This is a genomic window from Streptomyces sp. NPDC090445, assembly GCF_044769385.1.
Lineage (GTDB): Bacteria > Actinomycetota > Actinomycetes > Streptomycetales > Streptomycetaceae > Streptomyces.
This window is the reverse complement of sequence record NZ_JBIVXV010000007.1, coordinates 87,701-110,948: the sequence shown is the minus strand read 5'-3', so window position 1 is coordinate 110,948 and position 23,248 is coordinate 87,701. Positions and strand designations below refer to the sequence as shown.

21 protein-coding genes, 3 tRNA genes and 1 pseudogene are annotated in these 23,248 nt (G+C 73.3%); 21 read left to right on the top strand and 4 right to left on the bottom strand.

Going from position 1 to position 23,248, the window contains the following annotated elements; all coding sequences use genetic code 11:
• The first annotated feature begins 94 nt into the window (after window positions 1-94).
• The 13 genes from ACIQUT_RS17385 to ACIQUT_RS17325 all read left to right on the top strand — a co-directional run bounded on the left by ACIQUT_RS17385 (window position 95) and on the right by ACIQUT_RS17325 (window position 11,882).
• Window positions 95-649: a cysteine dioxygenase gene (locus ACIQUT_RS17385; protein WP_403563764.1), complete on the top strand. Its 555-nt coding sequence runs from the start codon at window positions 95-97 to the stop codon at window positions 647-649.
• Complete coding sequence (locus ACIQUT_RS17380; protein WP_403563763.1) at window positions 649-1,707, top strand: YeiH family protein; 1,059 nt, start codon at window positions 649-651, stop codon at window positions 1,705-1,707. Before ACIQUT_RS17385 ends, ACIQUT_RS17380 begins: the two co-directional genes overlap by 1 nt.
• A gap of 207 nt (window positions 1,708-1,914) precedes the next feature.
• The gene (locus tag ACIQUT_RS17375) at window positions 1,915-2,901 is read left to right on the top strand and encodes a trypsin-like serine peptidase (protein WP_403563762.1); all 987 of its coding nucleotides are present in this window, start codon (window positions 1,915-1,917) and stop codon (window positions 2,899-2,901) included.
• Between the two features lie 39 nt (window positions 2,902-2,940).
• Window positions 2,941-3,025: transfer RNA gene (locus ACIQUT_RS17370), tRNA-Ser, on the top strand.
• A 189-nt stretch (window positions 3,026-3,214) separates the two neighbouring features.
• Window positions 3,215-3,610, top strand: a complete 396-nt coding sequence (locus tag ACIQUT_RS17365; protein ID WP_403563761.1) for a DUF6344 domain-containing protein — start codon at window positions 3,215-3,217, stop codon at window positions 3,608-3,610.
• A 399-nt stretch (window positions 3,611-4,009) separates the two neighbouring features.
• Complete coding sequence (locus ACIQUT_RS17360) at window positions 4,010-4,321, top strand: hypothetical protein (protein ID WP_403563760.1); 312 nt, start codon at window positions 4,010-4,012, stop codon at window positions 4,319-4,321.
• A gap of 183 nt (window positions 4,322-4,504) precedes the next feature.
• Window positions 4,505-5,662, top strand: a complete 1,158-nt coding sequence (locus ACIQUT_RS17355) for an acyl-CoA dehydrogenase family protein (protein WP_403563759.1) — start codon at window positions 4,505-4,507, stop codon at window positions 5,660-5,662.
• A complete protein-coding gene (locus ACIQUT_RS17350; RefSeq protein ID WP_403563758.1) occupies window positions 5,659-6,633 on the top strand; it encodes a bifunctional MaoC family dehydratase N-terminal/OB-fold nucleic acid binding domain-containing protein in 975 nt (324 codons plus the stop codon). The genes ACIQUT_RS17355 and ACIQUT_RS17350 overlap by 4 nt, the downstream gene beginning before the upstream one ends.
• Complete coding sequence (locus ACIQUT_RS17345) at window positions 6,633-7,700, top strand: acyl-CoA dehydrogenase family protein (protein ID WP_403563757.1); 1,068 nt, start codon at window positions 6,633-6,635, stop codon at window positions 7,698-7,700. The genes ACIQUT_RS17350 and ACIQUT_RS17345 overlap by 1 nt, the downstream gene beginning before the upstream one ends.
• The gene (locus tag ACIQUT_RS17340) at window positions 7,697-8,095 is read left to right on the top strand and encodes a MaoC family dehydratase (protein ID WP_403563756.1); all 399 of its coding nucleotides are present in this window, start codon (window positions 7,697-7,699) and stop codon (window positions 8,093-8,095) included. Before ACIQUT_RS17345 ends, ACIQUT_RS17340 begins: the two co-directional genes overlap by 4 nt.
• Entirely contained in the window at window positions 8,092-9,258 is a 1,167-nt protein-coding gene (locus ACIQUT_RS17335) for a lipid-transfer protein (RefSeq protein ID WP_403563755.1), read from the top strand. The genes ACIQUT_RS17340 and ACIQUT_RS17335 overlap by 4 nt, the downstream gene beginning before the upstream one ends.
• Window positions 9,259-9,405: 147 nt before the next feature.
• Complete coding sequence (locus tag ACIQUT_RS17330; protein ID WP_403563754.1) at window positions 9,406-9,939, top strand: SigE family RNA polymerase sigma factor; 534 nt, start codon at window positions 9,406-9,408, stop codon at window positions 9,937-9,939.
• 293 nt (window positions 9,940-10,232) lie between these two features.
• Window positions 10,233-11,882: a long-chain fatty acid--CoA ligase gene (locus ACIQUT_RS17325; RefSeq protein ID WP_403563753.1), complete on the top strand. Its 1,650-nt coding sequence runs from the start codon at window positions 10,233-10,235 to the stop codon at window positions 11,880-11,882.
• 7 nt (window positions 11,883-11,889) lie between these two features.
• On the opposite strand, the gene ACIQUT_RS17320 is transcribed toward ACIQUT_RS17325, so the two are convergent.
• From ACIQUT_RS17320 to ACIQUT_RS17310, 3 genes are all read right to left on the bottom strand, one after another.
• Window positions 11,890-12,465, bottom strand: a complete 576-nt coding sequence (locus ACIQUT_RS17320) for an antibiotic biosynthesis monooxygenase (protein WP_403563752.1) — start codon at window positions 12,463-12,465, stop codon at window positions 11,890-11,892.
• A 13-nt stretch (window positions 12,466-12,478) separates the two neighbouring features.
• Window positions 12,479-15,961 (bottom strand): PAS domain-containing protein, encoded by a 3,483-nt coding sequence (locus tag ACIQUT_RS17315; RefSeq protein ID WP_403563751.1) that lies wholly within the window; start codon window positions 15,959-15,961, stop codon window positions 12,479-12,481.
• Between the two features lie 119 nt (window positions 15,962-16,080).
• Entirely contained in the window at window positions 16,081-16,515 is a 435-nt protein-coding gene (locus ACIQUT_RS17310) for an SSI family serine proteinase inhibitor (RefSeq protein WP_403563750.1), read from the bottom strand.
• A gap of 202 nt (window positions 16,516-16,717) precedes the next feature.
• Here ACIQUT_RS17310 and ACIQUT_RS17305 point away from each other — a divergent pair.
• Together ACIQUT_RS17305 and ACIQUT_RS17300 are read left to right on the top strand one after the other, a co-directional pair.
• Window positions 16,718-16,808, top strand: a tRNA-Ser gene (locus tag ACIQUT_RS17305).
• Window positions 16,809-17,136: 328 nt separating this feature from the next.
• Window positions 17,137-17,209 (top strand) — tRNA-Arg (locus ACIQUT_RS17300).
• 46 nt (window positions 17,210-17,255) lie between these two features.
• Here the strand turns inward: ACIQUT_RS17300 and ACIQUT_RS17295 are convergent.
• Window positions 17,256-17,985, bottom strand: a pseudogene (locus tag ACIQUT_RS17295) (SMP-30/gluconolactonase/LRE family protein); the annotation flags it as partial.
• A 109-nt stretch (window positions 17,986-18,094) separates the two neighbouring features.
• Between ACIQUT_RS17295 and ACIQUT_RS17290 the strand changes: the two are divergent.
• The 6 genes from ACIQUT_RS17290 to ACIQUT_RS17265 all read left to right on the top strand — a co-directional run bounded on the left by ACIQUT_RS17290 (window position 18,095) and on the right by ACIQUT_RS17265 (window position 23,245).
• The gene (locus tag ACIQUT_RS17290; protein ID WP_403563749.1) at window positions 18,095-18,529 is read left to right on the top strand and encodes an Lrp/AsnC family transcriptional regulator; all 435 of its coding nucleotides are present in this window, start codon (window positions 18,095-18,097) and stop codon (window positions 18,527-18,529) included.
• Window positions 18,526-19,407, top strand: coding sequence for a DUF2797 domain-containing protein (locus tag ACIQUT_RS17285; protein WP_403563748.1), 882 nt, complete (start codon window positions 18,526-18,528; stop codon window positions 19,405-19,407). The genes ACIQUT_RS17290 and ACIQUT_RS17285 overlap by 4 nt, the downstream gene beginning before the upstream one ends.
• A 131-nt stretch (window positions 19,408-19,538) precedes the next feature.
• Window positions 19,539-19,877, top strand: a complete 339-nt coding sequence (locus ACIQUT_RS17280; RefSeq protein ID WP_403563747.1) for an antibiotic biosynthesis monooxygenase family protein — start codon at window positions 19,539-19,541, stop codon at window positions 19,875-19,877.
• Window positions 19,855-20,739 (top strand): amidohydrolase family protein, encoded by an 885-nt coding sequence (locus ACIQUT_RS17275; RefSeq protein WP_403563746.1) that lies wholly within the window; start codon window positions 19,855-19,857, stop codon window positions 20,737-20,739. The genes ACIQUT_RS17280 and ACIQUT_RS17275 overlap by 23 nt, the downstream gene beginning before the upstream one ends.
• A gap of 89 nt (window positions 20,740-20,828) precedes the next feature.
• A complete protein-coding gene (locus tag ACIQUT_RS17270; protein WP_403563745.1) occupies window positions 20,829-21,596 on the top strand; it encodes a response regulator transcription factor in 768 nt (255 codons plus the stop codon).
• Window positions 21,596-23,245, top strand: a complete 1,650-nt coding sequence (locus ACIQUT_RS17265) for a sensor histidine kinase (RefSeq protein ID WP_403563744.1) — start codon at window positions 21,596-21,598, stop codon at window positions 23,243-23,245. The genes ACIQUT_RS17270 and ACIQUT_RS17265 overlap by 1 nt, the downstream gene beginning before the upstream one ends.
• Window positions 23,246-23,248 lie beyond the last annotated feature (3 nt).

Below are 23,248 nucleotides of genomic sequence, written 5' to 3'. Positions count from 1 at the left end.
CTGATCTCCCTCGCGGCAATCCATAAGCGGTGCTTGGGATTTCAGGTGAAAACTGTCGTTGGACGTGATGGGTGAGCTGTTCGACGCTGCCCATATGACCACCACGACGCCGGCCCGTACCACTGCGAGGATGGCCGCCCTCGTCCAGGAGATCCGCACGGTCGTGGACCGGGGACTGGCCCCGGACCTGACCGCCTACCTCGTCGGCGAGCGACTCGCCCCGCATCTGGGCACGCCCGACCTGCTCGGGCCCGAGCAGTGCGAGGGCAGCCCCGACCGGTACCGGCAGCACGTCCTGCACGCGGAGCCGGACGGCAGCTTCTCGGTGGTGGCGCTGGTGTGGCTGCCCGGTCAGGAGACCGCCATCCACGACCACGTCTCCTGGTGCGTGGCGGGTGTGCACGAGGGTGAGGAGAGCGAGCTCCGCTACCGGCTCGCGCCCGCCACCGCGACGTCCGGCGCACGGCTGGTGGCCACCGAGGCCGTGGTCAACGGCGTCGGCGACGTCTGTGGATTCGCCCCGCCCGGCGACATCCACAAGGTACGCAACTCCTGTGCCACCAAGGCGATATCGATCCACATCTACGGAGCCGACGTCGTCCGCCTGGGCAGTAGTGTGCGCCGCGTCTACACGCTTCCCGCCGGCTGATGGCACTGCTCAACCGCCCGGTGCGGGCGGCAGGAAGCGGTCCGGCGGGCCGGGTTTCACGTGAAACATCCTCGTCCTGGCCGGGGTTGGGGCTGGCTGCCGCCGGTGTCGCCGTGGCATGGGGCGTGCACCGGCTGGTGCCCGGGATCCCGATGCTCACCGCGTCGGTGGTGCTGGGCATCGCCGCGGCCCACCTTCCCGGCCTGCGGGCGACGGTACGCGGAGTCGCCCGGCCCGGCCTCTCGCTGGCCGGCCGGCGGCTGATGCGGATCGGCATCGTCCTGCTCGGCCTCGGCTTGGGCCTGGACCAGGTGCTCGGCCTGGGCTGGGCCACCGTGGCCATGGTGGCGGGTGTGGTCGCGGCCACCTTCTTCGGGACGCTCTGGCTGGGCCGGCGGCTCGGCCTGCCGGGCGACCAGCCGCTGCTGATCGCCACCGGCTACTCGATCTGCGGGGCCTCGGCGATCGGCGCGGTGAGCCAGGTGTCGGGCAGCGACGAGGAGGACGTGGCCGCCTCCGCCGCGCTGGTCACCCTGTGCGGCACGCTGGCCATCGCCGTGCTCCCGCTGCTGCAGGATCCGCTCGGGCTCTCCGACCTGGCGTTCGGGCGCTGGGTCGGTGCGAGCGTCCACGATGTCGGCCAGGTGGTGGCGACGGCGCAGGCCGCGGGCCCCGGCTCGCTCGGGGAAGCGGTCGTGGTCAAGCTGATGCGGGTGGCGCTGCTGGCCCCGCTGGTGGCGGCCGTGGCCTTCGCGCTGCGGGCCCGGCACCGGGACGAGCGCACGCCGTCCGGGCGCCGACCGGCTCCCGTGCCGCTGTTCGTCGGCGGCTTCCTGGCCGCAGCCGTTCTGCGTGCCACCGGTGTGCTGCCCGAGGCGGCCCTGGAATGGGCGCACACGGTGCAGGAACTCCTGCTGGCTGCCGCTCTGTTCGGGCTCGGCAGCGCGGTGGACCTCCGGTCCATGGCCCGGACCGGAGGTCGGGCGGCCCTGTTGGGGCTCGGAGCCTGGGTGGTGGTGGCCGGCGTCTCGTACGCGGGCGTGCTGATGACCGTATGAGGGAAGAGATGGTGAGGGGCGGGAGGGACGTACGGCCGGTCCCGCGGGCGGGAGTTGGCCAATTCCTGGCCTGAATCGTCCGAACGTTCCGGCCGTCTCCTGACATCTCGTGCCGCACGTGCGACCCTGCGGCCGATCCGCACCGACAGCTCTTCACCCCCACCCTGTCCGGTTCGACGGGACCGGGCACGGCAGAAGGAGTCATGCGTGAATCGTCATCGCACGGCTGCATCGGTCCTCCTGGCGGTGAGCGCCCTGATCGCGGGTGCCCTGACAGCGGCCACCCCCTCGGCCGCCGCGGATTCCCCGGCCTCGTTCCGGCAGCAGCACACCCCGGGCTTCTGGACCGCCGAGCGGATGCGCAGCGCCGTTCCGCTGGACGTGGCAGCGGCCCCGGGGACCGGCCGGGCGCCGGCCGCGACCGTGACCGCGGACCGGCCCACGCTGATCGCTCCGACCCCCGCCTCCGCGCCCGTATCCGCATCCGTCTCCGCCGCGGTGTCCCCGACGGCCTTCCCCCAGGCGGGCGGCGCCTGGACGGGCAGCGGGGCGGTGGTGAAGACGTCGGGCCGCGTCTTCTTCACCCTCGGCGACCGGACCGCATCCTGCTCCGGTGACTCCGTCACCAGCGCCAACGGCAGCACGGTGATCACCGCCGGCCACTGCGTGAAGTACCAGGGCTCCTGGCACACCAACTGGGTCTTCGTCCCGGCGTACAACAACGGCAACGCGCCCTACGGCCAGTGGCCGGCCACGAAGACCTTCGCGACGGACCAGTGGGCCGCCAGCGAGGACATGAACATGGACATCGGCCTCGCGGTCGTCGCCCCGCAGAACGGCCAGAAGCTGAGCCAGGTCGTCGGCGCCCAGGGCATCCTGTTCAACGGCGGCTACAACAAGCGGATGTACTCCTTCGGTTTCCCGGCCGCATCGCCGTACGACGGCAGCAAGCTCGTCTACTGCAGCGGCAACAGCGGCAAGGACTTCCTGCTGACGAAGGACCACGGCCTGGCCTGCAACATGACCGGCGGATCCAGCGGCGGCCCCTGGTTCCAGGACTTCAACGAGGCGACGGGCCTGGGCACCCAGGTCTCGGTGAACAGCTTCGGCTACGTCTTCCTGCCGAACCGGATGTACGGCCCGTACTTCGGCAACGAGGCGAAGGCCGCCTACGACAAGGCCCAGAATTCCTGACGCCACGGCCTCCCGCCTGCCGGTACTCTGTACCGGCCAGGTGGGTTGCCCGAGCGGCCTAAGGGAACGGTCTTGAAAACCGTCGTGGCGCGAGTCACCGTGGGTTCAAATCCCACACCCACCGCACCGGATCAGACGACGCGCTGATCAGAAGGGGTGCCCCGACCAGGGGCACCCCTTCTTTTGTTGGGCCCTTCGGGTGGTGTTTGTCGGACGATCGGCGCGGGGGGTGGGGGTGCTGCGGTTGCGGACACATCATGACGAATGTATGCAGATCCGCCCGTCGGAACAGTGCGAAGCGAGGCACCTCGTCATGGCTCAGCGCATCACCTTCACCTCGGTCTGGACCGTTGTCGTCACCGTTCTCGCGGCACTGCTCTCCGCCCTCGGGCTTCGCGGCAAGGCCGCCGCACCGGCCGGCTCCGTCGGTGAGGCTCCCTCCCGGTGCAGGTCCGTCGAGGTGTGCCGGCCGGCCGCATCGCGGAGCCGGCGGGCGGGGACGCGGAGCGGGGCGCTGCCGCCGACCCTCAAGCAGCGGATCCGCGCCGAGGCGCACGGCAGGACCCCGTCCGTCCGCCGCTCTGCTGCAGTCGCCGCGGCCCGGGCCGGTGCGGGTGCCCCCACCGGGGCTGCCGCCCGTATCGCTGTCCCCGTGCCGGAAGCCGTTGCCGCGGCCGACGTGCGGCTCCGCTTCGCGCTCGCCGCCTAGCGCACGGGGCGGATGCGGGCGGCGCAGGAGCGCGCGGGAGGGCGTGCAGGGGGCGTGGAGCGTGGGATTGCAGGGCCGCGGGACCGGGAGACGGCGGGGTTCCCGGACGGAGTGCCCCCTTTCGGTGCGCCCGGACAAGGCGTGGCGAGTGAACGTTTCCGCTTCGGCGGCGCCCGGGAACCGCCTGCCTCCATGCCGCTGACCTGGGACGTCGCGAAGCGCATGAGGTTTATCCGCGGTTGCTCATACCTGCGGGGGAATCGTGGGGTCCGGTCTGGTTCGCCGGGGATGCGGTGGGCAACTCTGGTCTCGCGACGTCGTCACCAAGCGCAACGTCCGGGGCGGTCGGCCAACTGCCGCGGAACATTTCCGACTTCGTTTCCAGGGGGAATCACGAACATGGCAAGCATCCGTACCGCCCGAGTCCTCGCCGCCATCGCCTCGCTCCCGCTCGCCGCCGCGCTCTGCGGCGGGGTGGCGTCGGCCGACAACGGCGCCTTCGCGGACGCCGGATCGAATGCGAGTGCCGCCGGCATCGTCGGCAGCGGTGTGGGCGGGGGTAACCTCGGCAACTCGTCCACGACGCAGCAGGTCGCCACCGGCTCCGGCGCCTCCAACCAGAGCAACTCCGCGCAGGTCAACGGCTCGACACCGGCGGCAATCCAGCAGACCAACTCGAACGTGACCGTCTACTTCCTCCCGATGGGGTAGGCGCTGCGGGGGGACTGCTCCGCGTACCGAGGGCGCCCGTGCGACCGGACCGGCTGGGGTCCGGTTCGTGCGGGCGCCCCTTTCCCTTGTGTGCCCGAGGCCCGTCGTCGACCTTGACATCCCGCGCAGAGCTGACGGACAGTCAGATTCACATCGCCGATGTGACGCCGGGAGGCCTGCGCCGTGCACCTCGCCCCGACCGAAGGCCAGTTGCGACTCCGCGCCGAACTGCGCGCGTACTTCCACGACCTCCTGCCGGACGGCGCCCCCGCGGACCCGGCCGCCCAGCGCGCCCTGCTGCGCCGCATCGGCGCCGACGGCCTGCTCGGCCTCGGCTGGCCCGCCGAGTACGGCGGCCAGGGGCGCGGCGCCGACGAGCAGTTCGTGTTCTTCGACGAGGCATACCGGGCCGGCGCCCCCGTCTCCATGGTCACCCTCAACACGGTGGGCCCGACCCTCATGAAGTACGGGACCCCGCAGCAGAAGGACTACTTCCTGCCCCGGATCCTCCGCGGCGAGACCGTCTTCGCCATCGGCTACTCCGAGCCCGCCGCCGGCACCGACCTGGCCTCCCTGCGCACCCGCGCCGTACGCGACGGAGCCGACTGGATCGTCGACGGCCAGAAGGTCTTCACCTCCAACGCCCAGAACGCCGACTGGATCTGGCTGGCCTGCCGCACCGACCCCGAGGCCCCCAAGCACAAGGGCATCTCGATCATCCTCGTGCCGACCACCGAGCCCGGCTTCTCGTGGACCCCGATCGAGACGGTCGGCGGCCTGACGACCACCTCCACGTACTACGACGCGGTCCGCGTGCCCGCGGGCAACCTCGTCGGCCCCGAGCACGGCGGCTGGGGCCTGATCACCAACCAGCTCAACCACGAACGGGTCGCCCTGGCCGCCATCGGCATGCAGGCCGAGGACTTCTGCGACGCCGCGCTCCGGCACGCCCGCACCCCCGACCCGGAGACCGGCGAACGCCCCGCCGACCGGCCCTGGGTGCAGTCCCGGCTCGCCGAGGCCCACGCCCGGCTCGCCGCCGTACGCCTCCTCAACTGGCGCCTCGTCCAGGACGTGGGCGCCGGCGCCCTGGCCCCGGGCGACGCCAGCGGCGTGAAGTTCTTCGGCACCGAGACCACCGTCGAGGTGTACCGGATGTGCCAGGAGGTCGTGGGCGAGCGGGCCCTCGTACGCGGAGCCGGACCCGGCTCCTTCGCGGGCGGCGAGCTGGAGCGGATGAACCGGGCCGCCCAGATCAACACCTTCGGCGGCGGAGTCAGCGAGGTCCAGCGCGAGATCGTCGCCATGATGCGGCTCGGCATGAAGGGAAGGAAGCGATGACCGCCACGGCGCCCGGGGAGGCGGAGGACGCGGCAGCAGAGCGGTTCCTCGCACGGCTCCTGGCTTTCGAGGGCCGACCGGCCGCCACCGCAGGGCAGGGCAAGGACCCCGTCAACGAGGCGATGATCCGCCACTGGTGCGAGGCGATGGGCGACGCCAATCCCGCCTACACGGGCCCGGACGCGATCGCCCCGCCCACCATGCTCCAGGCCTGGACGATGGGCGGACTGTCGGGGCACACCGCCCGTTCCGGCGCCTACGACGAACTCCTCGCCCTCCTCGACGGCGCCGGCTGCACCTCCGTCGTCGCCACCGACTGCGAGCAGGAATACCTGCGCCCGCTGCGCCCCGGCGACACCGTCACCTTCGACGCCGTGATCGAGTCCGTGTCGCCGCGCAAGACGACCCGGCTCGGCTCCGGCCACTTCGTGACCACCCGCATGGACATCCGCGCCGGGGGCGAACCCGTCGGCACCCACCGCTTCCGGATCCTCAAGTACGCGCCCGCCGCACCCCGGCCGGCGGCCGCGGCCCCGCCGCCCGCCGCACCGCCCCGCGGCTCCGGGCGGCCCCGCCGCCCCCGTCCCGTGGTCAACCGCGACAACCAGGGCTTCTGGGACGGCGTTCGGGACCACAGGCTGCTGATCCAGCGGTGCACCTCCTGCGCGACCCTCCGCTTCCCCTGGCTGCCCGGCTGCAACGCCTGTGCGAGCCCGGACTGGGACACCGTCGAGGCCTGCGGCGACGCCACGGTCTTCAGCTACGTCGTCATGCACCATCCGCCGTTCCCGGCCTTCGATCCCCCGTACGCGGTCGCGCTCGTCGAACTCGCCGAGGGAGTCCGCATGATCACCAACATCACCGGCGTCCCGTACGACGCGGTGCGCATCGGGATGCCCGTCCGGCTGGAGTTCCTGCAGGCGGACGAGGACCTGGAACTGCCGGTTTTCCGCGCCGGGACGGAGGGCTGATGGACTTCCACCCCACCGAGGAGCAGGCCGCCGCGGTGGCGCTCGCCGCCCGCATCCTCCGCGACCTCGCCACCCACGAACGCCTCGCCGCGGCCGGCACCGGCACCGACGCCGAACTCTGGAAGGCCCTCGCCGGGTCCGGGCTGATCGCCGCGGTGGAGGACATCGGCCTGCTCGGGCTGGTGCTGCTGCTGGAGGAGCAGGGCCGCACCACCGCGCAGGCCCCGTACGCCGCCACCTGTGTGTACGGGGTCCTCCCCGTTGCCGCGCACGGCAGCGCCGAGCAGCGGGCCCGCCTGCTGCCCGCGCTGGGCACGGGCGAGGCGGTGGCCACCGGCGCCTTCCCTGCCCGCGGACGCTTCACCGCGTCCGCGGACGGCAGGCTGACCGGCACCGCTCCCGTCGTGCCCTGGCTGCGCGATGCCACCCACGTCCTGGTTCCCGACGCGGACCGGGCCCTGTGGCTCGTACGGACGGACAGGCCCGGCGTGGAGACCGCGGCCGTGGAGACCACCGCCCCCTGGGCCGCCGGACGGCTCGTCCTGGCCGGTGCCGAGGCCGAGCCGCTCGGCCCGGCCCCCGCTCCGGGCGGGCAGCCCTACGAAGCGGTCCTCGCCGCCGCCCGCACCGCGTTCGCCGGGCTGCAGGCGGGCGTCTGCGCGGGGGCCGTGGCCCGCGCGGCCGCGTACACCTCCACCCGCGAGCAGTTCGGCCGGCCGCTCTCCACGAACCAGGGGGTGCTGCTGCGCGCGGCCGACGCCCATATGGACACGGAGGCGATCCGGGTCACCGCCTACGAGGCGGCCTGGCGCATCGACCAGGGTCTCCCGGCGTACGAGCACGCTCTGACCGCGGCCTGGTGGGCCTCGGAGGCGGGCAAGCGGGTCGTCCACGCGGGCCAGCACCTGCACGGCGGGACGGGCGCCGACCTGGACCATCCCGTCCACCGGCACTTCCTGTGGGGGCGCCAGCTCGACGCCTACCTGGGCTGCGGCAGCGAGCTGCTGGCCGAGCTCGGCGCCCTCGTGTCGCTGCCGCACCCACCATCCGAGGGGGAGGACGCATGAACGTGGGCGACACACTGCCGCCGCTGGAGATCCCGATCACGCGCACGCTCATCGTCGCGGGCGCGATCGCCTCCAGGGACTACCAGGACGTGCACCACGACGCGGAGCTCGCCCGCGAGAAGGGCTCCCCGGACGTCTTCATGAACATCCTGACCACGAACGGGCTGGTCGGCCGGTACATCACCGACCACCTGGGCCCCCGGGCCGTCCTGCGCAGGGTGGCCATCCGGCTGGGCGCCCCCAACCACCCGGGCGACACCATGACCCTCACCGGTACCGTCACCGCCCTCACCGGGGACACCGCCGAGATCCGCGTGGTCGGGGCCAACGGCACCGGCCACCACGTCACCGGCACCGTCACCGTGACCCTTCCCGCCCCGGGAGGCCCGGCATGAGCGTGCGGAACCGGGACGGGCTCGGCGGACGCGCCGCCATCGCCGGCATCGGCGCGACCGAGTTCTCCAAGGACTCCGGCCGCAGCGAGCTGCGGCTCGCCGTCGAGGCCGTGCACGCGGCCCTCGACGACGCCGGGCTCACCCCCGCCGACGTCGACGGCATGGTCACCTTCACCATGGACACCAGCCCCGAGATCACGGTCGCCCAGGCCGCCGGCATCGGGGACCTCTCCTTCTTCTCCCGCATCCACTACGGCGGTGGCGCGGCCTGCGCCATCGTCCAGCAGGCCGCCCTCGCCGTCGCCACCGGAGTCGCGGAGGTCGTCGTCTGCTACCGCGCCTTCAACGAGCGCTCCGGCCGCCGCTTCGGCTCCGGCGTGCAGCAGCGCGAACCCTCGGCGGAGGGCGCCGCCCTGGGCTGGTCGCTGCCCTGGGGGCTGCTCACACCGGCCTCCTGGGTGGCCATGGCCGCCCAGCGCTACCTGCACGCCCACCACCTCACTCCCGAGGCATTCGGCCACGTCGCCGTCACCGGCCGGAGGCACGCCGCGAACAACCCCGCCGCCTGGTTCCACGGCCGGCCCATCACCCTGGCCGAGCACGCCGCCTCGCGCTGGATCGTCGAGCCCCTGCGGCTGCTGGACTGCTGCCAGGAGACGGACGGCGGCCAGGCGGTCGTCGTCACCCGCACCCGGCGGGCCCGGGACCTGCGCCACCCGCCCGCCGTGATCACCGCGGCGGCACAGGGCGCGGGCCGCCGGCAGGAGGGCATGACCTCCTTCTACCGCGACGACCTCACCGGCCTCCCCGAGATGGACGTGGTCGCACGGCAGCTGTGGCGGACGAGCGGGCTGCGCCCCCCGGACATCGACGTCGGCATCCTCTACGACCACTTCACGCCGTTCGTGCTGATGCAGCTGGAGGAGTTCGGCTTCTGCAAGCCCGGCGAGGCCGCCGATTTCGTGGCCGCGGATGCGCTGCCCCTCAACACGCACGGCGGCCAGCTCGGGGAGGCGTACCTGCACGGCATGAACGGCATCGCCGAAGCCGTCCGCCAGCTGCGCGGCACCTCCGTCAACCAGGTCCGCGGGGCGGCCCACGCCCTGGTCACGGCCGGAACCGGGGTGCCGACCTCCGGGCTGATCCTCGGGGCGGACGGCTGAAGCCCCCGTGCCCGCGGCCCGCACGCCCGTTCCCGTCTCCTCCACCTTCAGGAGGTGGGATAGACCCCACCCCTACAACCTGAGGGGGACCCGCCTTCGGCACCTGCGGCCGATCCGCTGCAAGGCCCGCACTTCTAGCGTGGAGCCATGACCACGCCCGTGTGCACGCTCGCCTCGCAGCCGACGCCGTACCCGTCCTTCTCGGCGTACGTCCGGACCCGGGGCGCGGGCCTGCTGCGCACCGCGCGCTCGCTCACGCCCAACCCGTGCGACGCCGAGGACCTGCTCCAGACGGCGCTGGCCAAGACCTACGCCGCCTGGGACCGCATCGAGGACCACCGGGCGCTGGACGGCTACGTCAGGCGGGCCCTGGTCAACACCCGCACCTCCCAATGGCGCAAGCGCAAGGTCGACGAGTTCGTCTGCGACGAGATCCCGGAAACCGAGGCGCCGCCGAGCACCGACCCCGCCGAGGCGCAGGCCCTGCGCGACGCGATGTGGCGCGCCGTGACCCGGCTGCCCGACCGGCAGCGCGCCATGGTCGTCCTGCGCTACTACGAGGACCTGAGCGAGGCCCAGACCGCCGAGCTCATGGGAGTCTCGATCGGCACGGTGAAGAGCGCCGTCTCCCGCGCGCTGGTCAAGCTCCGCGAGGACCCGGAGCTCACCCCCGTCCGCTGAGCTCCCGCCTCCCCCGACGACTGCAACCAGGGATGTTTCACGTGAAACCCCGGGCGTTGTTTCACGTGAAACCCAGCTGCCGTTTCACGTGAAACAACGCCCGCCCGCGGTTCCGGCTGTGCGCCGTGCACCGTACGCACACCCCGGGCCTGTGCACGGCGCCACTCCGTGCCCGCCGACAGCGATTGCACGCCGTGTTTGTACCCCCGGGTAGTGACATGCCGACCGGTACGCGCGCAGAATCGGCAGCATTCCAAGCCGCCGCAGCGCCGCAGCGCCCACGGGAGGACGCTTTGCTGAGCACCATGCAGGACGTACCGCTTCTCGTCAGCCGGATACTCCGACACGGTATGACGATCCACGGGAACTCCCAGGTCACCACCTGGACCGGGGAGGCGGAGCCGGACCGGCGGACCTTCGCCGAGATCGGTGCCCGGGCCGGGCGCCTGGCCCACGCCCTGCGCGACGAGCTCGGCGTCCAGCAGGACGACCGGGTGGCAACTCTGATGTGGAACAACGCGGAGCACGTCGAGGCGTACTTCGCGATCCCCTCCATGGGCGCGGTCCTGCACACCCTCAACCTCAGGCTTCCCCCCGAGCAGCTCGTCTTCATCGTCAACCACGCCGCCGACCGCGTCGTGCTGGTCAACGGGACCCTGCTGCCGCTGCTCGCCCCGCTGCTCCCGCACCTGCCCACCGTCGAGCACGTGGTCGTCTCGGGCATCGGCGACCGCTCCGCACTCGACGGGCTCGACGTCCGCGTCCACGAGTACGAGGAGCTCCTCGCGGGCCGCTCCGACCACTACGACTGGCCGGAGCTGGACGAGCGCCACGCCGCCGCCATGTGCTACACCTCCGGCACCACCGGCGACCCGAAGGGCGTCGTCTACTCGCACCGCTCCATCTACCTGCACTCCATGCAGGTCAACATGGCGGAGTCGATGGGGCTGAACGACAAGGACACCACCCTCATCGTCGTTCCACAGTTCCACGTGAACGCCTGGGGCCTGCCCCACGCCACCTTCATGACCGGCATCAACATGCTGATGCCGGACCGGTTCCTGCAGCCCGCCCCGCTCGCCGACATGATCGAGCGGGAGCAGCCCACGCACGCCGCGGCCGTCCCCACCATCTGGCAGGGGCTCCTCGCCGAGGTCACCGCCCGCCCGCGCGACCTGACCTCCATGCGGCAGGTCACCATCGGCGGCGCCGCCTGCCCGCCTGCCCTGATGGAGGCGTACGACAGGCTCGGCGTCCGCGTCTGCCACGCCTGGGGCATGACCGAGACCTCGCCGCTGGGCACCATGGCGCACCCTCCGGCCGGCCTGAGCGCCGACGAGGAATGGCCGTACCGGGTCACCCAGGGCCGCTTCCCGACGAGCGTCGAACCGCGCCTGGTCGGCCCCGGCGGCGACATCCTGCCCTGGGACGGAAAGTCGGCGGGCGAGCTGGAGGTACGCGGCCCCTGGATCGCGGGCGCCTACTACGGCGGCCAGTCCGGGGAACCGCTGCGCCCCGAGGACAAGTTCAGCTCCGACGGCTGGCTCAAGACCGGTGACGTCGGTGTGATCAGCCCGGACGGCTTCCTCACGCTCACCGACCGCGCCAAGGACGTGATCAAGTCCGGCGGCGAGTGGATCTCCAGTGTGGAGCTGGAGAACGCGCTGATGGCGCACCCCGAGGTCGCCGAGGCCGCGGTCGTCGCCGTCCCGGACGAGAAGTGGGGCGAGCGCCCCCTGGCCACCGTCGTCCTCAAGGAGGGCGGGACCGTGGACTGCGCGGCGCTGCGGGCCTTCCTCGGCCAGTCCATCGCCAAGTGGCAGCTGCCCGAGCGCTGGACGTTCATCGAGGCGGTCCCCAAGACCAGCGTCGGCAAGTTCGACAAGAAGGTGATCCGCAGGCAGTACGCCGACGGCGAGTTCGACGTCGCCGTGCTCGACTGAACCGCCGTCAGCCGCGCGTGAGCCAGGGCCGCAGCAGCCTGCTGACGGCGGGCATGGCCACGTAGGTCATCAGGGTGCTGAAGACGGCGGCGAAGACCGCCGTCTTCAGCACGAAGTTCACGTCGATCAGGTACGGCCCGAGCACCGCGTTGCCCACCAGCGAGATCGGGAAGATGGCCAGCCCCGAGCTGATGGCCATCTTCCACCGCGGCGGCGCGGGCTGGGCCGTACCCGGCTTGGCGAACCAGGTCTCCATGCCGTGCAGCTCGCGCCGGGCCGTCTCGGTGTGGTGGTGGCCCTCGCAGTTCGCGAAGAAGGCGGCCCGCTCCGGGGAGTCCTGCCAGCGCTGCAGCGCGGCGTCATCGCGGAAGCGGTGCACGAGGAACCAGGGCGCTCCCTCCCGGGCCGGGCGGAACAGCCCGTAGCCGAGGTGGTCCGGGAAGGACGCGGCGGTCTCCAGGATCCCGCGGGCCCAGGTCTCGAACGCCTCCTCGTACCCCGGCTCGACCTGCCGGGCAATGAGCAGGCTCACCTCCCCGTTGTCGGCGGGGACGGCGTGCTCGGACGTGTCGGTGATGGCCATCGGGCCAGGATGGCTAGTTGGTGCCGATCTTGGCCAGGAGGTCCACGATGCGGCCCTGGACGTCCGCGGTGGTGGCCCGCTCGGCGAGGAAGAGCACGTTCTCCCCGGACGCGAGCCGCGGCAGCACGGCATCGTCGATACCGGTGGCCGTGTAGACCACCAGCGGGGTCCGGTTGAGCCGGCCGTTGGCGCGCAGCCAGTCGACGATGCCGGCCCGCCGGCGGCGCACCTGCATGAGGTCCATGACCACCAGGTTGGGCCGCATCCGGGACGCCAGCTCCGCCGCGTCGGTGTCGGCACCCGCCCGGGCGACCTGCAGGCCGCGCCGTTCGAGCGCGGCCGTGAGTGCGGTCGCGATCCCGTCGCGCTCCTCGATCAGGAGGACCCGCGAAGGGTGCTGCTCGCTGTCGCGCGGCGCGAGAGCCTTGAAGAGCACGGCCGGATCCGCGCCGTACGCCGCCTCGCGGGAGGCATGGCCCAGCCCGGCAGTGACCAGGACCGGGACCTCCGCGGCCACCGCGGCCGCGCGCAGGGACTGCAGGGCGGTACGGGTGATCGGGCCGGTCAGCGGGTCCACGAACAGGGCGGCGGGGAGCGCGGCGATCTGCGCGTCCACTTCCTCGCGGGAGTGCACGACCACCGGGCGGTAGCCGTTGTCGCTGAGCGCCTGCTGCGTCTGCGGGTCGGGCGCGGGCCACACCAGGAGCCGGCGCGGGTTGTCCAGCGGCTCCGGCGGCAGCTCGTCGTCGACCGGCGGCGGAACGGGGCGGCTGACCACCTCGACGGCTCCGCCGGGCCCGTCCAGCGGCTCCGGCCCCTCGGCCGCGCCCGCCTCGGGGGCGCCTATCACGAAGGCACGGCCTTGCGGCGCGGGCTCGGCGAGCCGACGGCGGCGTCCGGAACCACCGGCGGCGGCGCCGTTGCCGGGGGCGGCGGCCGGGTCGACCGAGATGCCCTGGCCGAGGGTGCGGACGCTGATCGGCTGTCCCGGCTCGGCCTGGCCGTCCTGGGGCTGCCGGGCTCCGGGAACGGCGGCAGGGCCGGCGGCCTCGTCGTCCTCGGGGGCGGTACGGGCCGCGGGAACCGGCCAGGTAGGAGTGGGCGGCAGGGCGCGCCGCCGCCCGGTCGGCGGTACGGCCTCGCCGTCGCCCGCGGCGGCCGGCGCGGCGGGAGCAGCGGACTCCGCGCCGGGCGTGGCCAGCGCCCGCCGGGCACGCCGCCCGGCCGGAGCCTCGCCGTCGGCGGGGGCGCCGGACGCGGCCCCCGAAGCCGGAGCCGAAGCCGGAGCGGGAGCGGGGGCCACGGCGCCGGCGGGAACCGGGGCAGCGCCGGGAGCGGAACCGGGTGACCCGGGCCCGGCCGGGAGCGGCCCGGCGGCGGGAACGGGAACGGCCTTGGCGGCCGGGACCACAGCCGAGGCCGGCACAGGGGCCGGACCGGGCGTCGGGCCGGCGGGCAGCGCGAAGCCGCCCTCCGGGGCGATCGGCCGGGCGGGAGCCGGGCCGCCGGCGGGTGCGGCGGGCGCGAGTCCGGCCGCAGGCACGGGGCCGCCGGGCCGGGCCGGGCCGGCCTGGGCCAGCGCGCGCCGCCGCCCGGCGGGGTGCTCGGTCACCGGAACCGAGGGCATGGAGGGCACGGGCGGCAGTGCGGGCATGGCGGTGCCCTGCGGGGCCACGGGCCGGCCGGCACCGCCCTCGGCGCCCTCGCCGTCGCCGTCCCGGCCGCGCCGGCGGCCGGTGCCGAGGCCTGCCGGGTTCACAGGGGACTGCGCGAGCGCGGGGACCGCCGCGTCCACGGGGGCCTCGCCGGCCCGCCGCCGCCCGGACGGCAGCGCCAGCGCGCCCCCGGCCGCGGCGCCGTCGGGCGCGCCCGCCTCGTCCGCGGAGTCCTCCAGGAAGGCATCCACCCCGCGCCGGCCGCGCCGGCCCGTGCCCTTGGCGGCTGCCCCGTCCTGCGCGTCCGGCTTCGGCTCCGCATCCGATTCGGACTCCGACTCGGATTCCGGTTCCGGCTCCGGCTCCGGCTCCGGCAGGGTCACCGTCCCGGCTCCGGAGCCCAGCGGGAGTTCCAGTACGTACGCACCACCGGGCGCGCCGGGTACCTCCACCGTCTGCAGCATGCCGCCGTGGGCGGTCACGATGCCGCGCACGATCGGCTCGTGCACCGGGTCGCCGCCCTGGTACGGCCCGCGCACCTCGATGCGTACGACCTTGCCGCGCTGTGCGGCGGCCACCACGATCGTGGAGTCGGAGTACCCGCTGCCCTGGGGGGTCTTGCCGGTGGCGTCCACCCCGGCGACGTCCGCGACGAGGTGTGCGAGGGCGGTGGCGATCCGTTCCGCATCCACCTCGGCCTCGATGGTCGGCGCGTGCACGGCGAACTGCGCCCGGCCCGGGCCGATCAGGTCGACGGCGCCGTCGACGCCGGCCTTGACGACCCCGTCCATCAGGACGTTCTTCTTCTTCAGCTTCTCGCTGCCCGCGTCCAGGCGCTGGTAGGCGAGCACGTTGTCGACGAGGGTGGTCATCCGGGAGTACCCGGCGGCCAGGTGGTGCAGCAGCTGGTTGGCCTCGGGCCACAGCTGGCCGCCGTCGTCGGCGGCCAGGGTGGCCAGCTCGCCGCGCAGCTCCTCCAACGGGCCGCGCAGGGAATCGCCGAGGACCGCCACGAGCTGGGCGTGGCGTGCGACCAGCGCGTCGAAGGGCCGCCGGTCGGTGAAGGTCATGACGGCGCCGACGAGCATGTCGCCGTCGCGCACGGGGGAGGTGGTCAGGTCCACGGAGACCGGCTGTCCGGCCTTGTTCCACAGCACCTGGCCGCGCACCCGGTGTTTGCGGCCGCTGCGCAGGGTGTCGGCGAGCGGGGACTCCTCGAAGGGGAACGGGGAGCCGTCGGCGCGCGAGTGCTGGATCAGGGCGTGCAGTTCGCGGTTGCCGAGGTCGGTGGCGCGGTAGCCGAGGATCTGCGCGGCCGCCGGGTTGACGAGCACGACGCGTCCGTCGGTGTCCGTGCCGACGACGCCCTCGGCGGCGGCGCGCAGGATCATCTCGGTCTGCCGCTGCGAGCGGGCCAGCTCGGCCTCGGTGTCCACGGTCTCGGAGAGGTCGCGGACGACGAGCATCAGCAGCTCGTCCCCGGTGTAGGCGGGCTGCGGCTCGCGGTAGGCGTCCCGGCCGTCCAGGTGGGCGTAAGTGACCTCGACCGGGAACTCGCTGCCGTCGGTACGCCGGGCGATCATCCGCTGGGGCTTGGCCCGGCCGCCGTCGTCATCGCCGGGGCGGCGCATGGAGCCGGGGATCAGCTTGGAGTTGAAGTCGGGGAACAGGCTGAGCACGCCGCGGCCGACCAGGCCGGTGCCGGGGCTCTCCATGACCTCGAGGGCGATGGAATTCGCGTTGACGACCGTGCCGTTGCCGTTGACGAGCAGCAGCGCGTCCGGAAGCGCGTCGAGTATTGCTGCGAGGCGAGCAGCGCCTCGGGATGGCCTGCTGCTCACGACGAGCTTCCTCCCTGACCACGACTACCGGCATGTCACGGGAGGAGTCTAAGGGCACGGCCCCGGCCCGAGGTGGCGGATGTTCCGGGTACTCCGGGCATCCGTCGCATCCTCCCAGGTCAGGAGCGCCCGGCCGGAAGCACAGGTTCCAGGTTGCGCCACCGTGCGATCTCGCACCCGTTGGTCCGTCGGAATGAGGCGTTCACTTTGCGGCCCTGCCATGTGCCGGTGATGTGCGCCCTGGCCGGCCCGCCGTCCTGCTGGGTGCACATCTGACGCCTGGGCTCCTCGGCGAAGGGGTTCTCGCCGGCCCGGGCGAACCCGTCGAGGCGGGCGCACGCCTGCTCCGCCCGCGGGTGGTCCCCGGCGACGGGGTGGCACTCAAGGAGGTACTCCCCGTCCGCCCGGGGGTTGCCGGTGTGGGAGACGGAGATCGTGAGGCGGTCGGGGGAGGACAGCAGCCGGTCGAGGGGCAGCGGGGCCAGCGGGGGCAGCGGGCCCGCGGCGGCGGTGGCCAGGACGGAGGTGACGGCGAAGGCGGCGAGTCGCAGCATGGGGCACTCCAGGTCGTCCGTACGTCGTACGCCTGACCAACGACGTGCGCACGCCGCGCGTGACGGCCGCCGCGGACCCGTGTGCCGGGAGTGATTAAGCCTTTGCTCTGCGGCCAGCTTGCCTAGTACCGTGGGAGCGGATTGGTGACCGGCCCTGCGGCTGTGTCATCATCTGCACGCACCCTCTACGCGGGGGTGCACTGGAGGCGTCGCCTAGTCCGGTCTATGGCGCCGCACTGCTAATGCGGTTTGGGGCTTACCCCCCATCGAGGGTTCAAATCCCTCCGCCTCCGCAGTCAGCGAAGCCCCGGTCCTCACGGATCGGGGCTTCGCTGCGTTTCCGGCGCGTTCCGCATCCTCGTCTTCCGCATCCGGTGAAAGGCGTCCGCTCCTCCGCATCCGGTGAAGGACGTCCGCCGCATCCCGCGCATGCCGTCCGAACCGCGACCGTGTTCGGGGTCCGTACGCGCCCGGTCGGGGCGCGCATCCGTCCGGACGATCACCCTCCGGGGCGTTTTTGCAGGTCAGGGCCGGTTTGGTTAACGGATTTCGCGTCCCGGCAAGGTCCATGTATTGTTGTTCTCGCAAGGCCAACGGGGCGAAAAACCCCGGGAAGCCCAAGCACTCGTAGCTTAACGGATAGAGCATCTGACTACGGATCAGAAGGTTGCAGGTTCGAATCCTGCCGAGTGCACAGCCGAAGAGGCCCCCCGGTTCGCCGGGGGGCCTCTTGCGTTGGGTGCCGGCCACAGCCGGCCCTCGTCGTCGAAGCGGATGTTGTCCACCGGGCGGCACTCGGCGAAGACGCGGTCGTTGCCGAGCGTGCCGTCCTCGCCCACCGTGAACGCGCGGATGTGGCCGGCCACGGTGTCCGCCGCGTACAGCTCGCTCTCGTCGGGCGAGAACACGACGCCGTTCGGGCCGCGGAAGCCGTCCGCGACGATCCGCACCTCGCCGGTCAGCGGGTCCGCGCGGTAGAGGTTGCAGGCGCCGATCTCGGACGGTGCGCGCACGCCCTCGTAGTCGCTGGTGATGCCGAAGTCCGGGTCCGAGAACCAGATCGAGCCGTCCGAGCGCACCACGGCGTCGTTGGGGCTGTTGAGCCGCTTGCCCTCGCAGCGGTCCGCGATGACGGTGATGCTGCCGTCCGGTTCGGTCCGGGTGACGCGCCGGTTGCCCTGCTCGCAGGTGATCAGGCGGCCCTCGCGGTCCAGGGTGTTGCCGTTCGGGTGTCCGGCCGGGGAGCGGAAGACCGAGACCGCGCCCGTCGCCTCGTCCCAGCGCAGCATCCGGTCGTTGGGGATGTCGCTCCACACCACCTGCCGCCAGGCCGGAAGGTACAGCGGGCCCTCCGCCCAGCGGCAGTCGTCGTGGAGCCGTTCGAGGCGGGCGTCGCCGTTGGGCGCAGCGGCCGGTGCGGAAGCGTTCGTCCAGAACCTCGTACAGGTTGAGGCCGGCGATGGATGACATCATTCCCCCTTGTGGGTAAATGGCTGAACTGTGTTCGGTTGTGTGGGCGGATTGCAGGATCATGTACCGTCGAGGCAAGGGATTGCCCGACAGGTGGGAGGAAGATCGCGTGGACGACATCGACCGGGCGCTCGTCCGGCACCTCCAGCAGGACGCGGGCCAGTCGTACGCCGCCCTCGGCGCCGCCGTCGGCCTCTCCGCCGGCGCCGCCCACGAGCGGGTGCGCAAGCTCCGCGAGCGCGGGGTCATCCGGCGGACCACCGTCGACGTGGACCCGGCCTCCGTGGGCAGCGGGGTGCTCGTCTACGTGATGGTCGACGCCAACGCCTGGATGGGGGACGCCGCCGGCGCCTTCGAGGCGATCGCCGAGATCCAGGAGGCCCACGTCATCGCAGGCAGCGCCGCCGTCCTGGTGAAGGTGCGCACCGCCACCACCGAGCAGCTCCAGGACGTGCTGCGCCGGCTCTACGCCATCGACGGGGTCAGCGGCACGCACGCCACCGTCGTCCTGGAGACCTTCTTCGAGCGGCCCCTCCCGCTGTGACCTGGCGGTGCACCGGGATCCGGTGGAGCGGCGGCCACCCGGCCATCGGCTGGTACGCCGAAGGGCGCGGCGAGCGGAGCAGCCCGCTCGTCTACGGCCGGCCCCTCGCCTTCGCCGCGCAGGGGGAGCGGATCTGCCTCGGCGTGCGCCGCGCCGGGAAGCGGACCCCGTGCCCCACCGCCGCCCGCGTCCCGGGCCGGGCCACGAGCGCCCAGTGCCCCGAATGCGCCCGCCTGGACCGGTCGTTCTCGGTGGCCGCCGACACCAACGCCGCCGACCCGCGGACCTATCGCGTCTACCTGGCCTGGTTCGGGCCCGGCATGGTCAAGGTCGGCATCACCGCCGAGGAGCGCGGCCCCGCCCGGCTCCTGGAGCAGGGGGCGGTGACCTGGGCCTGGCTCGGCCGCGGCCCGCTGATGGCCGGCCGGCGCACCGAGGAACTGCTGCGCGCCGCCCTCGGCGTGCCCGACCGGATCCCGTACGCCCGCAAGCGCGCCGCCCGGGCCGCGCTCCCCGCCCCGGCCGACCGGGCCCGGGAGGTCGCCGCCCTGCACGCCCGGGCGGCCGGCCTGCCGGATTGGCCGTCGTCGCTGGAGCCGCTGGCCTGCGAAGTCACCGACCATGCCGGGCCGTTCGGGCTGGCCGGACTGCCCGCCCCGGTACGGGTGGCCACCGGGATGGTGCCCGGCGGGGCCGTCGTCGGCCTGCTCGCCGGAGCGGCCGGCCCCGATCTGCACCTGGCCGACGGGCTCGTCGTCGACACCCGCCTGCTCGCAGGCTGGGAGCTCGTCGCCCCCTCCGCCGGCCGGACCACCGATGTGCCGACAGCCGCCGCCCTCCCACCGGGCACCACAGACGGGCAGGACGGACTCTTCTGAGCCCGCACCTGCCTCTTTCCGGGCAGAACGCGCCCGGCCGCCTCCGGCCCAAGGTCAAATCTTGGATCCCGTTGGCCGCCCGGGCCGGATTCCGGTGGACATCGTGCCGGGCCGCCGCCGAGGGTGTGTTCATGACCATCAAGCCCGTCCCCGCCTTCGAACCGCCGTACCTGATGGCGGTCTTCAGCTCCGTCCGCACCGCCGACGACAGCGGCTACCCGGAGACCTCCGACCGCATGGAGGAGCTCGTCCGCGAGATCCCCGGCTTCCTCGGCTACGAGTCCGCCCGCACCCCCGGCGGCCTCGGCATCACCGTCGGCTACTTCCGCGACCACGACGCCCTCGCCCGGTGGCGGCAGAACCTCGAACACCAGGCGGCCATGAAGCGGGGCCGCGCCGACTGGTACGAGAGCTACACCCTGCACATCGCGAGCGTGGAGCGGAGCCATGGCTTTGAGCGCAACGGCTGACGCGGTCCGCGCCTTCCGGGAGCGGCTCGGCCTGCCCGGACTGGTCGACGTCCACACGCACTTCATGCCCGGGCGGGTCCTGGACAAGGTGTGGGACTACTTCGACGCGGTCGGGCCGCTGACCGGCGTCGCATGGCCCATCACCTACCGGCACGAGGAGGAGCAGCGGGTCGCGCTCCTGCGGGAGTTCGGGGTCCGGGCCTTCACCGCCATGCTGTACCCGCACAAACCGCAGATGGCGGCCTGGCTCAACTCCTGGTCGGCCGACTTCGCCGCCCGCACCCCCGACTGCCTGCACACCGCGACCTTCTTCCCCGAGGACTCGGCGGCCGCCTACGTCCGCAGGGCGGTCGACGCGGGCGCGCGGATCTTCAAGGCGCACCTCCAGGTCGGTGGCTACGACCCCGGCGACGAGCTGCTCGACCCGGTCTGGGGGCTGCTCGCCGAGGCCGGCATCCCGATCGTGGTCCACTGCGGCTCGGGACCCGTCCCCGGCAAGCACACCGGCCCCGGGCCCGTCTCCGCCGTCCTCGCCCGGCATCCCCGGCTGGCGCTCGTCATCGCCCACATGGGAATGCCCGAGTACGGGGAGTTCCTCGACCTCGCCGAGCGGTACGAGCAGGTGTGCCTCGACACCACCATGGCCTTCACCGACTTCTCGGAGCAGTTCAGCACCTTCCCCGCCGGCGAGCTCGGACGGCTCGCGGACCTCGGCGACCGCATCCTGCTCGGCACCGACTTCCCCAACATCCCCTACCCGTACGAGCACCAGCTCGCCGCCCTGGAACGGCTGGGCCTGGGCGACGACTGGCTGCGCGCCGTCTGCCACGACAACGGGGCCCGGCTGTTCGGCCTGGACTGAGCAGCGCGTTTCCGAGGGGCGGACCGTTTCTCAGGAAATTCACAGACAGGCGCAAGAACGCTCTCAGAGGCCGCCGTCAGCGTGGTCGCATGACTGCGACGACCGCCTCCCCCGCGTCCATGTCCACCGGCAGCCCCGCCGCCCTCGTCCGCCCTGACGGCGGGCCCTGCAGGGTGCTCGTCGTCGACGACGAGGCCGCGCTCTCCGAACTGCTCTCCATGGCCCTGCGCTACGAGGGCTGCGAGGTCCGCACCGCCGGCGACGGGGCGGGCGCGGTACGGGCGGCCCGGGAGTTCCGCCCCGACGTGGTGGTCCTCGACGTGATGCTGCCCGACATGGACGGCCTCGCCGTCCTCGGGCAGCTGCGCCGTGCCATCCCGCAGATCCCGGTGCTGTTCCTGACCGCCAAGGACTCGGTCGAGGACCGCATCGCCGGGCTGACCGCGGGCGGCGACGACTACGTCACCAAGCCGTTCAGCCTGGAGGAGGTCGTGGCCCGGCTGCGCGGCCTGGTCCGCCGCTCGGGGGCCGCGCAGGCCGCGCGCGGGGGCTCCGCCCTCGCCGTCGGCGACCTGCTGCTCGACGAGGACAGCCACGAGGTGTCCCGGGCCGGCCGGGAGATCCATCTGACCGCCACCGAGTTCGAGCTGCTGCGCTACCTGATGCGCAACCCGCGGCGGGTGCTGAGCAAGGCCCAGATCCTGGACCGGGTGTGGTCGTACGACTTCGGCGGCCAGGCCAACGTCGTCGAGCTGTACATCTCCTACCTGCGGCGGAAGCTGGAAAGCAGCCCCGGCCTGCCGCCGATGATCCACACCCGGCGCGGCGCCGGCTACCTGATCAAGCCGGCCGACTAGTGGCGCTGTCGTTCCTCCGCCCGCAGCGGCTCCGGCGGCCCCGCTCCCGCCCCCGCTCCTGGTCGCTGCGGGCCCGCCTCGTGGCCTCCGCGGTGCTGCTGATCGCTGTCGTGGGCGCCGCAATCGGCACCGTCACCACCCTCGCGCTGCGCGAGTACCTCGTCAAAAAGGTCGACCAGCAGCTGGGCATCTCCGTCGACATGGCCAAACTGCGGGGCCCCGGGAAGCCCGCCGCCGAGAACGGCCTCGGCTTCGTCGGCGCCCCCGGCACCCCGCTGCAAGCCGTGGGGATCCGGATCGCGGCCGACGGCACGGTCACCGGCTGCCGCCTCATCGCGCTCGGCGGCCCCGGGTACGACCACCGCCCGCAGCTCACCCAGGCCCAGTCCGACGTGCTCGCCAAAGCCGCCCGCAAGGCCGCCGGCCGCGGCCGGACCGGCCCCGCCGACCTGGAGCTGCCGGGCCTCGGCACGTACCGCGTGCTGGCCTCCCCCGACGGGTCACTGGCCCTCGGCTACCCGCTCACCGAGGTCGACTCCACCGTGAGCACCCTGATCGCGGTCGAGGTCTGCGTCACCGTGGCCGGACTCATCGCGGCCTCCCTCGCCGGGCAGGCCCTCGTCGGGGTCGCCCTGCGCCCGCTCCGCCGGGTCGCGGCCACTGCCACCCGGGTCTCCGAACTGCCCCTGCACAGCGGCGAACCCGCCCTGCACGAGCGCGTCCCCGAAGCCGAGGCCGACCCGAGGACCGAGGTCGGGCAGGTCGGCGCCGCCCTCAACCGGATGCTGGGGCACGTCTCCTCCGCCCTCACCGCCCGCCAGCAGAGCGAGATGCGGGTCCGGCAGTTCGTCGCCGACGCCAGCCATGAGCTGCGCACCCCGCTGGCCTCCATCCGCGGATACGCCGAGCTCACCCGCCGGGGACGGGAGGAGCCCGGCCCCGACACCCGGCACGCCCTGGGCCGTATCGAGTCCGAGGCGACGCGCATGACCGGCCTCGTCGAGGACCTGCTGCTGCTCGCCCGGCTCGACGCGGGCCGGCCCCTCTCCCTGGCCGACACCGACCTGGCCCCGCTCGTCGTCGACGCCGTCAGCGACGCGCGGGCAGCCGGCCCCGGCCACCACTGGCGGCTCGACCTCCCCGACGAGCCCGCGCCCGTCCGCGCCGACGCCGCCCGGCTCCAGCAGGTCCTGGTCAACCTGCTCGCCAACGCCCGCACCCACACCCCGCCCGGCACCACCGTCACCGCCCGTGTTTCACGTGAAACATCGACCGTCCGGCTGAGCATCACGGACGACGGACCCGGGATCCCGCCCGCACTGCTCCCGCACGTCTTCGAACGGTTCGCACGCGGCGACGCCTCCCGCTCGCGGGCGGCCGGCTCCACCGGGCTGGGACTCGCGATCGTCGAGGCCGTCGCCGCCGCGCACGGCGGACAGGTCGGCGTGCAGAGCAAGCCGGGGCGGACCTGCTTCGAGGTGCGGCTCCCGCTGGCCCCGGAGATGTCCCCCGCGGGCAGCCTGGCCGCATCCGCGGCGGACTTCCCGGCGGACTTCCCGGCGGACTTCCCGGGGTACGTCCCGGCAGGTGCCGCAGCGGGCCGCCCTGCGGACTCACAGACAGGGCACAGGCTCACCACACAGCGGTGACAG

Bases quoted from the DNA above. Each gene is read 5' to 3' on its own strand.
- ACIQUT_RS17275 (WP_403563746.1), top strand. From the start codon at position 19,855: ATGGCTTTGAGCGCAACGGCTGACGCGGTCCGCGCCTTCCGGGAGCGG.
- ACIQUT_RS17320 (WP_403563752.1), bottom strand. From the start codon at position 12,465: ATGGCCATCACCGACACGTCCGAGCACGCCGTCCCCGCCGACAACGGG.
- ACIQUT_RS17270 (WP_403563745.1), top strand. From the start codon at position 20,829: ATGACTGCGACGACCGCCTCCCCCGCGTCCATGTCCACCGGCAGCCCC.
- ACIQUT_RS17385 (WP_403563764.1), top strand. From the start codon at position 95: ATGACCACCACGACGCCGGCCCGTACCACTGCGAGGATGGCCGCCCTC.
- ACIQUT_RS17380 (WP_403563763.1), top strand. From the start codon at position 649: ATGGCACTGCTCAACCGCCCGGTGCGGGCGGCAGGAAGCGGTCCGGCG.
- ACIQUT_RS17280 (WP_403563747.1), top strand. From the start codon at position 19,539: ATGACCATCAAGCCCGTCCCCGCCTTCGAACCGCCGTACCTGATGGCG.
- ACIQUT_RS17365 (WP_403563761.1), top strand. From the start codon at position 3,215: ATGGCTCAGCGCATCACCTTCACCTCGGTCTGGACCGTTGTCGTCACC.
- ACIQUT_RS17345 (WP_403563757.1), top strand. From the start codon at position 6,633: ATGGACTTCCACCCCACCGAGGAGCAGGCCGCCGCGGTGGCGCTCGCC.
- ACIQUT_RS17310 (WP_403563750.1), bottom strand. From the start codon at position 16,515: ATGCTGCGACTCGCCGCCTTCGCCGTCACCTCCGTCCTGGCCACCGCC.
- ACIQUT_RS17350 (WP_403563758.1), top strand. From the start codon at position 5,659: ATGACCGCCACGGCGCCCGGGGAGGCGGAGGACGCGGCAGCAGAGCGG.
- ACIQUT_RS17330 (WP_403563754.1), top strand. From the start codon at position 9,406: ATGACCACGCCCGTGTGCACGCTCGCCTCGCAGCCGACGCCGTACCCG.
- ACIQUT_RS17360 (WP_403563760.1), top strand. From the start codon at position 4,010: ATGGCAAGCATCCGTACCGCCCGAGTCCTCGCCGCCATCGCCTCGCTC.
- ACIQUT_RS17340 (WP_403563756.1), top strand. From the start codon at position 7,697: ATGAACGTGGGCGACACACTGCCGCCGCTGGAGATCCCGATCACGCGC.
- ACIQUT_RS17335 (WP_403563755.1), top strand. From the start codon at position 8,092: ATGAGCGTGCGGAACCGGGACGGGCTCGGCGGACGCGCCGCCATCGCC.